The organism is Flavobacterium ustbae (assembly GCF_003946915.1).
Taxonomy (GTDB): domain Bacteria; phylum Bacteroidota; class Bacteroidia; order Flavobacteriales; family Flavobacteriaceae; genus Flavobacterium; species Flavobacterium ustbae.
In genome coordinates, this window is record NZ_RPOC01000021.1 from 66,646 (window position 1) to 73,362 (window position 6,717).

The 6,717-nt window shown below is 34.3% G+C and carries 6 protein-coding genes; 2 read left to right on the forward strand and 4 right to left on the reverse strand.

Features of this window, described 5'->3' with window-relative positions:
- Nucleotides 1-16 precede the first annotated feature (16 nt).
- Entirely contained in the window at nt 17-1,228 is a 1,212-nt protein-coding gene (locus tag EG814_RS19045; RefSeq protein WP_125723463.1) for a M57 family metalloprotease, read from the reverse strand.
- Nucleotides 1,229-1,498: 270 nt separating this feature from the next.
- Here EG814_RS19045 and EG814_RS19050 point away from each other — a divergent pair, with 270 nt between their 5' ends.
- Entirely contained in the window at nt 1,499-2,596 is a 1,098-nt protein-coding gene (locus EG814_RS19050; RefSeq protein WP_125723464.1) for a glycosyltransferase, read from the forward strand.
- A 111-nt stretch (nt 2,597-2,707) separates the two neighbouring features.
- On the opposite strand, the gene carB is transcribed toward EG814_RS19050, so the two are convergent.
- On the reverse strand, nt 2,708-5,563 hold the full coding sequence (gene carB, locus EG814_RS19055) for a carbamoyl-phosphate synthase large subunit (protein WP_125723465.1): 2,856 nt from the start codon (nt 5,561-5,563) through the stop codon (nt 2,708-2,710).
- A 145-nt stretch (nt 5,564-5,708) separates the two neighbouring features.
- Nucleotides 5,709-5,870 (reverse strand): 50S ribosomal protein L34, encoded by a 162-nt coding sequence (gene rpmH / locus EG814_RS19060; RefSeq protein ID WP_008464848.1) that lies wholly within the window; start codon nt 5,868-5,870, stop codon nt 5,709-5,711.
- A 168-nt stretch (nt 5,871-6,038) separates the two neighbouring features.
- Between rpmH and EG814_RS19065 the strand changes: the two genes are divergently transcribed.
- The gene (locus EG814_RS19065) at nt 6,039-6,554 is read left to right on the forward strand and encodes a DUF2892 domain-containing protein (RefSeq protein WP_125723466.1); all 516 of its coding nucleotides are present in this window, start codon (nt 6,039-6,041) and stop codon (nt 6,552-6,554) included.
- Nucleotides 6,555-6,640: 86 nt separating this feature from the next.
- On the opposite strand, the gene EG814_RS21365 is transcribed toward EG814_RS19065, so the two are convergent.
- The coding region (locus EG814_RS21365; RefSeq protein WP_164515286.1) for an IS3 family transposase at nt 6,641-6,717 on the reverse strand (77 nt) is incomplete at its 5' end.

The following is a 6,717-nucleotide window of genomic DNA, read 5'->3' on the forward strand; positions in this document are numbered from 1 at the left end:
TTAACAATCTAGCATTTTATAATTCTATATCATTTTTTTTGTAATCATAAATGATATTATTGTAAACATAACCTATTGGAAACGAAATTGGATATTCTTCATCAAAAACAGTGGTAAAAAGATAATGCTGACCAGAAGGAAAATATTCATAACTGGAAACATAGCGAAAAAGTGCCGTAGTTCCTGCATGTTGCGAAGAATAAAGATACCCTATAACAACATCGTTAACAGAAGTTTGTTCAATACTTAATTTATGGTCTTTAACAGATGATCCGTTAACAGATCGATACAATGGAACAGTTCCCGGCAATGGAGAAGAATAGACATATCCCGCATCTCCATCAAAAACATAACCGCTATATTGCGGATCTATTTCGCATGGATTAGTAGTGTAAAAATAAGATTGATTTTTTTTAAACCGATATATTTTCTTCGTCCCTACAGCCATAGGATATAAAGTACTTATTGCCACAACATCATAATAAGTAAATCCTTTCCAAGCTTTAATGCTATACGTCTGCATAACAGAGGTTTCATCATCCAAAGGCGTACAAGGTATTTGAGGGCCAGCTTTTTCGTTCGTGTGATTGAGTCCAAAATTATGTCCCAGTTCGTGCACCATCACTTCTACTTTTACATCAGGAAGCAGATAATTATAATAAGGATTGATGGATATAAATTTTCCCGGCTGGCCTAAATAGTTTGGAGAAGCGGCATAGGCTCTTATTTTTGAATTTTCGTCATAATTGCTATATCTCACATTCATGTTTGAAGAAGATAATTCGCTGACAACACTCATTGAAATACTTGCATTTATAGTATTCCAGTGCTTTATTGCTTCTTCCAATGCCTTTCGCCATTCTGCTGAAACTTCTGGAGAAACATAAATTTTTGCAACTGGTGGAGATACAACATGATTATCGCCTCTTTGATTCACTTTACCAATAATGGAACCCGCATGATTATAATGATCTCTAGCCTCTTCTAACGGCATCAATACATCTCCGTCAATGATAAAATTCCCTGTCCTTGAATCATATATGATTTTTTTTGTATCAATCTGCATACTTAGAGAAAGATAATTTTTAAGCAGATTTATTTCTTCATTATATTGTTCTTCATTGTTTCCTTTTTCCTCCATTTCTTTATTATGATCTATAGAGCAACTTACTGAAAAGATTACAAGACATAAAGCTCCTAACAATCTCATTTTGTATCGATTTATCATAATAAAAGTATTTGAATAATAATCTTACAAATATCAATAAATAAATTATCATTTTGAAGCTTATTTCCTTCTTTTTTAAGGTTTTTAAAAGATTAAAATTGTATACTAAAATAGAAATCTGTCTTATTTTAAGCACAAAAACATTTTATACTTTTTTTACTATATTTACATAACAAGAACATTTTCAAGGTTTTATAATTCAAAAACTCAATTAAAACAGATCCTTTTTCATATGTAATACGCGTTTATAACTTTTTATACTTTTTAAACATGGCACAAATTTTATTGAACATGATCGTTAAAAATGAAGGGAAAATCATAACCAGACTTCTTGACTCCGTAACAGACATTATTGATGCCTTACTAATTTGTGACACAGGTTCTACAGATCAAACAATTGCAATTATAGAAAACTGGGCCAGTTCTAAAAATATTCCTCATAGAGTCGTCAAAGATTCTTGGGTGAATTTTGGAACAAACAGAACAAATGCAATATTCCATGCAAAAGAATTTATAATTGAAAACGATAATCTACTAAAAGATTGGTATTTACTTTTTTTAGATGCTGATATGCAGCTTAAAGTAGATTCGTCATTTTTTAAAAGCCCGCTAAACTGTCCCTCTTATAGAATAAAACAATTTACTGCGGGTGGACTGGAATATTATAATACTCGTCTTGTTCGTGCAGATGTAGAAATGAAATATGTTTGTCCAACACATGAATATTTAGAAACAAAAGGGATCGCGAGTACTATTTTAGATTCCTTACAAATTTTTGACATTGGAGATGGAGGAGCTAAAACCGATAAATATGAAAGGGATATCAAACTTTTAACCGAAGCTTTGGAGCAAGAACCGGGAAACCAAAGATACCTGTTTTATCTAGCCAATTCTTATTTTGATATAGGTAATTATACCGCCGCAAAGCAATATTATCAAGCCAGATATGAGGCAAATGGCTGGAGCGAAGAACGTTGGTTTGCAAAATACAAATGGGGTTTGTGCTTATTAAACTTAGATGCTATAAATGAGGCCGAAGATATTTTATTGCAAGCTTTTGAAGAGCGCCCATGGCGGGCTGAGCCTATTTATCAATTGGCTCTTTTTTATCATAAAAAAAATGATCATGCCAGAGCCTATATGTATGCATCGCTAGCACTTAAACTAAATGATACAAAAGACGACATCTTATTTATTGATAGTTATGCCAATGGAAATGGCCCTGTCGAAATTATAAGTGTTCATGCCTATTATCTTCTTTTTTTTGAAGAAGGCCAAAAGTGTACAGAAAAACTAATAGCCGACTATCCTGGGGTTGAGCGACATGAACAAAACCTTCAATATTATAAAAATATAAATAACATTTAGATTGAGAACAGCAGCCTTACCTCAATAGGTAAAAATATTTGATAAAAACATTATTAAAAAAGAAAGCTCCAATTTTCATTGGAGCTTTCTTTTTTAATAGAATCTGAGAGCTTATTTACTCAAATACATTTTTCTTCTAGAATACAATTCGTAGAATTGATCGTCTTTTAAGTCATCAATAAATAAGATGCTTTCTCCAGTCGATTTCATTTCTGGCCCTAACGCTTTGTTTACATTCGGGAATTTGCTGAAAGAGAAAACTGGTTGTTTAATTGCGTATCCGTTTAATTGCGGATTGAAATCAAAATCGGTTACTTTATTGTGGCCTAACATTACTTTTGTAGCGTAGTTTACATAAGGCTCTCCGTAAGCTTTTGCAATGAACGGAACCGTTCTCGATGCTCTAGGATTTGCCTCGATAATGTAAACCGTATCGTCTTTAATCGCAAACTGGATATTGATTAAACCAACCGTTTTTAAAGCTCTAGCAATTTTATGTGTATGATCTTTAATTTGCTGCATTACAAATTCTCCTAAGTTAAAAGGAGGCAATGTCGCGTTACTATCTCCGGAGTGAACTCCACAAGGCTCGATGTGCTCCATAATTCCGATGATGTAAACATTTCCATCAGCATCACAAATGGCATCAGCCTCAGCTTCGATTGCTCCAGCTAGGTAGTGATCTAGTAATAATTTGTTTCCTGGAATAGCTTTCAACAAATCGATTACGTGCTCTTCTAATTCTTTTTTGTTGATTACAATTTTCATTCCCTGACCTCCTAATACATAAGAAGGACGAATTAAAAGTGGAAAATCTAATGTATCTGCTAATTTTGAAGCTTCGTCAGCTGTTTCTGCAATTCCGAATCTTGGGAAAGGAATATTTAACTCCGTCAACAAGTCAGAGAAACGTCCTCTGTCTTCTGCCAAGTCAAGCGCGTCAAAACTAGTTCCGATGATTTTCACTCCGTATTTAGACAATTTATCAGCCAATTTCAAAGCTGTTTGTCCGCCTAGCTGAACGATAACACCTTCTGGTTTTTCGTGTTGGATGATATCATAAATATGTTCCCAGAAAACCGGTTCGAAGTATAATTTATCAGCCGTATCAAAGTCAGTTGAAACCGTTTCAGGATTACAGTTAATCATGATCGTTTCGTATCCGCATTCTTTTGCTGCTAAAACTCCGTGTACACAAGAGTAATCAAACTCGATTCCTTGCCCAATTCTGTTTGGTCCAGAACCTAAAACAATTACTTTCTTTTTGTCTGTTACAATGCTTTCGTTGTCTACAAAACGCTCTCCGTTGGCTTTTTCGATTTCAGCTTCAAAAGTTGAGTAGTAATAAGGAGTCTGCGCTTTAAACTCAGCTGCACAAGTATCTACCAATTTAAACACACGGTTGATTTTTTGTTCCATACGTAAAGTGTGCACTTCACTTTCTAAACAATTCATCATGTGCGCCAATTGTCTGTCTGCAAAACCTTTTTGTTTTGCTTCTAGCAATAATTCTTTTGGAAGATCTGTCACTTTATAGTTCGAAATTTCTTTTTCTAAAGTATAAAGCTCCTCATATTGTTTCAAGAACCACATATCGATTCTTGTAATTTCGTGGATTGTACTCAACGGAATTCCCATTGCGATGGCATCGTAGATTACAAAAACGCGATCCCAGCTTGCGTAAGTCAGTTTCTCGATAATCTGCTCGTAATCTTTATATCCTTTTCCGTCAGCTCCTAAACCATTTCTTTTAATTTCTAAAGATTGAGTTGCTTTGTGAAGCGCTTCTTGAAAAGAACGTCCGATTCCCATAACCTCACCTACAGATTTCATCTGAAGACCTAAAGTTCTGTCTGAACCTTCAAATTTGTCGAAGTTCCAACGTGGTATTTTTACGATTACATAATCTAAAGTCGGTTCAAAAAGAGCCGAAGTCGATTTTGTAATTTGGTTTTGCAATTCATCTAAGTTATATCCTAAAGCCAATTTCGAAGCGATTTTAGCAATTGGGTAACCTGTAGCTTTTGATGCTAAAGCAGAAGAACGAGATACACGAGGGTTAATCTCAATCGCTACGATATCTTCTTTTTCGTCTGGCGAAACTGCAAATTGTACGTTACAACCTCCTGCAAAGTTTCCGATACTACGCATCATTAAAATAGCGTAGTCACGTAATTTTTGGAAAGTGGTATCAGATAATGTCATTGCTGGTGCTACTGTAATCGAATCTCCAGTATGAATTCCCATTGGATCCATATTTTCGATCGAACAGATAATAACAACGTTGTCATTTTTATCTCTTAAAAGCTCTAGTTCGTATTCTTTCCAGCCCATTAAAGCTTTATCAATCAAAACTTCGTGAATTGGAGAAGCTTCAAGTCCACGAGTTAAAAGCTCATCAAAATCTTCTTTTTTGTACACCACAGCTGCTCCAGTTCCTCCCAATGTAAACGAAGGACGAATTACAAGTGGGAAACCAAATTCCTGCGCAATTTCTTTTCCTTCTAAGTAAGAAGTAGCTGTTTTGGCAGGTGCAGTTGGCACATTGATTTTTTCTAAAAGCTGTTTAAACTGCTCTCTGTCTTCTGTAATATTAATGGCGTTAACATCAACACCGATCAATCTTACTCCGAAATCCTGCCAGATTCCTTTTTCTTCAGCTTCCAAACACAAGTTCAAGGCCGTTTGTCCTCCCATTGTTGGTAAAACAGCATCAATTTGTGGATGTTCCTTAAGAATTTCAATAATCGATTTTGTAGTTAATGGTTTCAAATAAATATGATCGGCCATAGAAGGGTCGGTCATAATAGTCGCTGGATTTGAGTTTATCAAGATAACTTCAATTCCTTCTTCACGAATAGAACGCGCAGATTGAGATCCTGCATAGTCAAATTCGCAAGCTTGGCCAATAACGATAGGTCCTGAACCTATAATTAAAACGGATTTTATTGATGTGTCTTTAGGCATTTTGTATGTATTGTGTAGTTGTTTACGATTTAAAAAAACTTTTCTAGTGCATTATAAACTAGAAAGTTGAGAGATTTTTTACCGACAAGGTATAAAAAAAGGCGATACTAAAAAAGTAATCGCCTTATGTATGTTTATACAAACATTATTTTTTGTGTCTAGGTTCGCTAGAAACAGTTAATTTATGTCTTCCTTTTGCTCTTCTACGCGCTAGAACTTTTCTTCCATTCGCAGAAGCCATTCTGTCCATAAATCCGTGCTTATTTCTTCTTTTTCTTTTCGATGGTTGAAATGTTCTTTTGCTCATTGCTTTGTATCTTTAAAAATGGTATCTAATTAACTCTTTATTGGTTTTGGATATCGTTGTTCAAAAACCGAGTGCAAATATACAAAGACTTTTTTTTCTGGCAAGCACTTTTATAAAAATATTTTTAATTGATTTTACTATCTTTGCACCCACAAATTTACATTAATTATGTTTCACAAAAATATTAAACTTATTTTGGCCGCACTTCTTGTAGTTGCTGGCATCTGGCAATTTACAGAAAGTAATATCGGAAACGGAATCTTCCTTATATTATTGACTGCTATTCCAGTTTTTCTTTATTTCAAAAACGAATTTATCCTTTTAGCCTTCCTTAAATTAAGAAAACAAGATTTTGAAGGCGCTAAAAAATGGCTATCATACATTAAAAATCCAGAAGGCGCATTAGTAAGAAAACAACAAGGATATTTAAATTATCTGCAAGGCATCATGTTATCTCAAACCAACATTAACCAGGCTGAGAAACATTTCAAAAAAGCAATCGAACTGGGACTATCAATGGATATGGATCTGGCTGTAGCCAAATTGAACCTTGCCGGAGTAGCGATGTCACGCCGCAGAAAACTAGAAGCGACAAACTTACTTAACGAAGCTAAGAAATTAGACAAACAGGGCATGCTAAAAGAGCAAATCTCTATGATGAAAGAACAAATGAAGAAAATCTAAATTTTCTTTAAATTAAAATAATTTGAAATCCCAAATTCTCCCGAAGCCACTGTAGACTGCACCCAAAAGTTTAGACAAATTTATAATTAATTTTTATAATAATGAGCTCGATATTGTATCGGGCTCATTCCTTTTAAATTTAGTTTTATCCTTTCATTATTAT